The organism is Psychromonas arctica, assembly GCF_038155225.1.
Lineage (GTDB): Bacteria > Pseudomonadota > Gammaproteobacteria > Enterobacterales > Psychromonadaceae > Psychromonas > Psychromonas arctica_B.
The window spans coordinates 1-3,441 of sequence record NZ_JBAKBA010000083.1 but is presented as its reverse complement, the minus strand read 5'-3'; the positions used below and the strand labels follow the sequence as shown (position 1 = coordinate 3,441).

Here is a 3,441-nt window from a genome sequence, read left to right as displayed (position 1 = left end):
AAAAGAATATATTGAAACAACATTCGGGGTCACTTATCAAAAAACTAATATTTATCATTTACTCAACAAATTAAATCTAAGCTGGATAACGACTCGCTCTAAGCACCCCAAACAATCAGAAGAAATCCAAGCATCTTTTAAAAAAATTCCAAATAGAAACGATCCTTAAGATCCCTGGGCATATCAGCTTGTGTAACGTGAATGTATGGTTCCAAGATGAAGCAAGATTTGGACAACGCAATACAACAACACGTATTTGGGCGGAAAAAGGCTCAAGACCAAGAGCAGTTCAGCAACAACAATTTCAAAATGCTTATCTTTTTGGTGCGGTTTGTGTGAATACAGGTCAAACAGAAGCGATTGTTGCACCTGTTAGTAATATGGAAGTGATGACGAAGCACTTACAGTTAATTTCAGATGCGACGCCAGATGGTAAGCATTCAGTTATCATTATGGATCAGGCTAGCTGGAATCAAACTTATTTAGAAGAGCAATTTTCTAACCTCACTATCATTCATCTTCCACCTTATTCACCGGAGCTTAATCCAATTGAACAAGTGTGGAGTTGGTTACGACAGAATGAAATTGCAAATCGTTGTTTTAAAGACTACAACGACATTGTTGATAAATGCTGTATTGCTTGGAATCGATTTTGTGAAGATCAAAAACGTGTTATTTCACTTTGCTATCGTGATTGGACGAATCTGATAAGTTAATTATCGGAATTGGTATAACGAGCGGTAGAGCTCTGCGATACCTTTCCATTGCCAAGCGCCTAATACGATAATCCCTGTTGGCTGACGTTATACCAATGGAATTAAATAAGTGATCAGAGATTGCGCAGGAAAAATTAATATTAATAAGGTAGGAGATAGTTGTTCTCACTTCAAAAATCACAACGCAGTTAGGGGGGATTTTAACCACCAAGAATGATCATCTTATTAATTCTTTTGGTGTTCGCAGGGATTTTATCGTTTAGAGCCTTGCTGCTAGTGAGATGAAGTATAGTACTTATTAAAAACATTATTGACTAGAAAGAAGTCTCATTTTTGACTTTGGGGCGCTTGCTTTAGCCTGCAGAGCTTTTTGTGTGTGTACTTAATCATTTTTTTAAAAAGGTTAATGCTTCTGTTATATCGATTACATTAAATAAGTGATCTAAATTTTGCGCAGAAAAAATGAGTTAGTTCAAGGCGAAAATTGAGCTAAATGTTTGTTCCCTTTACGAAATTTACAACGAAGAAATAAGTTATTTTAACAAGTAAAATAGATAACTTAATTAGTGTGATTGGTATTACTACAAAACTTGAATCCAATAATAACCTTTATTGTTAGCTTATCAAATAGGAGCTAACTCTGAATACTCAGATCTTATTTTTTCATCTCTTTTATAAGGCTTTAAGTAAATTATTTTATCTAATATTTTTGCTTATTTGTCGTAATGAAACTTTTAAGGAGTATTGGTTGTCTTATTTTAAATAACACAAAGCGAAGATTCTTTAAAAAGTATCTTTTAATAGACTATTTTTGTGCAAAGCGATTATGACTCTTTATTCATCAATACCTAGAACCGTATAAATAATATCTTTAAATCAACCAACATATCTTTTAAGTGAGCCATAAACTTAACTTCAATAAATCATTATTACATTACTTATAAAATTGGTGAACATAATGAAAGGAAGTATTATGAAAACATTAATGATTAAAACACCAATTGTTATTTTTCTATTAGTATTGATGGCGCTTCAGAATATGGCTATTAGTGCGCCAATAATCACTATTACTAGCGAAGATTTAACAAAACCAACCATAGTTAATGAGCTTGAAAATGAGGGTTTTAAACAAGATGCAGATTTAATCCGTCATACTTACGAAGCAAATCTATATAGCTTACCTGCCTTCAAATCTGGTCATTATGGATTGAGAATGTATAGGCAGACACTAGATGATAAATATGCTCCGGCAGTATGGTCAGATATGGCGAGGGTTGCTAGCAGACTTAATATGTTCTCCGAACAAGTTCATACAGCTGAACAAATACAAAGTTATTCAGAGAAGCGTATTGAAAATTATCGTGATGATTCGAATCAACGTACAGTATTGCGATATCAAGCAACAAAACTAATGCCTGAGTATCTTTATCTTGGTGTCGGTTTATTAGGCTCAATGGCGCGTGCTGATGAATATGGACTTAAACACCGTGAAGATAAAAAGTTACGTGAGGTAATTCATCGTTATGATTTTACTAAATATGTCATAGATGAAAATATGGTAAAAGCGTGGGCTGCTCAGTTAGCTAATCAAGTTTATTGGTTAAGACAGCTAGGGGAACAAGATGTGGTTGATGATTTTATTGCTACGTTTAAAAAAGTTTATCCTGATAACAATGACAGTTTTCTTTCTGAACAACAGTTTGGGAATAAAGTTTATGGATTAACACACATTATATTTGCAGCATCTCGTTATTATCAAGACCCTATTAATGAACAAGATTACCAATGGATATATGATTACTATCGGAATAATATAGATACGATTATCGAACGGGCTAAAGAAGATGTTATTGCTGAAGTTGGAATTAATTTTCTGCTAGCGGGACTAGATGATGATCCTGTTGTCCTCAAAACAAGAAAAGTTATTCAAAAAGCTTTAAACCGCGAACATGGCCTAATACCTTCCGTTACTGGAGAAATGGATTTAAAAAAGGGAGAACATCGAAATGTACTCGCTATCATGTTACTTGATTGGAAAGGTATGAATGTAGCACCGACACTGACTAATGAACCAGAAGTCTTTAATTCGATACCTTATGGTTTAATTGAAAAGTGATGATGTCGTTATACCCGCCACGCTTTAAGATACAAAAATCAGCAAGTGGTGAAGGAAAAAAATACTAGGCATAAAGTTAAAGATCTAACGAGTTATTTGAGACTTTATCACAACGAAGGTGGTTGCCTCACGACTTGCCAGCTAGAAAAAATATTGCGTTGTAACATTCGATAAGGACTCACCATGTTACGTCTTCTTGTCTGATGTCCGAGTTAACGACTGAATAATGTATCTTGATTGGTAACCGGTATATGTGTCGTTATATAAAGGAACAAAGAAGCACAGTCATCTTTCCTATCTCACTTTTTGAAGTAAAGCATGTTGTATTGCTATACTTTTTTACTCATTGATTATAAAGGTTATAGGAAGTTCCAAAGCTTAAGAACAATAGATAAAGGATTGTTATTTCCTTTCTATTATTCGATTTCTTTGTATAGCTAAAGAATCCTAATTACTTTAAATTCAATGTTATTCGTATAATGTAATTTATCAATAAAAATATGCATTCTCTGAATTTATGATCTTAATCCTACTGTTTTTTGTATATTATTAAGTAATACCGATTACATTAAATAAGTGATCTAAATTTTACGCAGGAAAAATGACTTA

At 33.3% G+C, this 3,441-nt stretch carries 1 protein-coding gene and 1 pseudogene; both read left to right on the top strand.

Annotation, left to right across the window (positions count from 1 at the left end; all coding sequences use genetic code 11):
- Window positions 1-716: pseudogene (locus V6255_RS17850) on the top strand (IS630 family transposase); the annotation flags it as partial.
- 973 nt (window positions 717-1,689) lie between these two features.
- Window positions 1,690-2,832: a DUF3541 domain-containing protein gene (locus V6255_RS17845; RefSeq protein WP_341629358.1), complete on the top strand. Its 1,143-nt coding sequence runs from the start codon at window positions 1,690-1,692 to the stop codon at window positions 2,830-2,832.
- The last annotated feature ends 609 nt before the right edge of the window (window positions 2,833-3,441 follow it).

What these genes read in the sequence shown, in the direction of transcription:
- V6255_RS17845 (WP_341629358.1), top strand. Translation starts at nt 1,690, where the DNA reads ATGAAAACATTAATGATTAAAACACCAATTGTTATTTTTCTATTAGTA.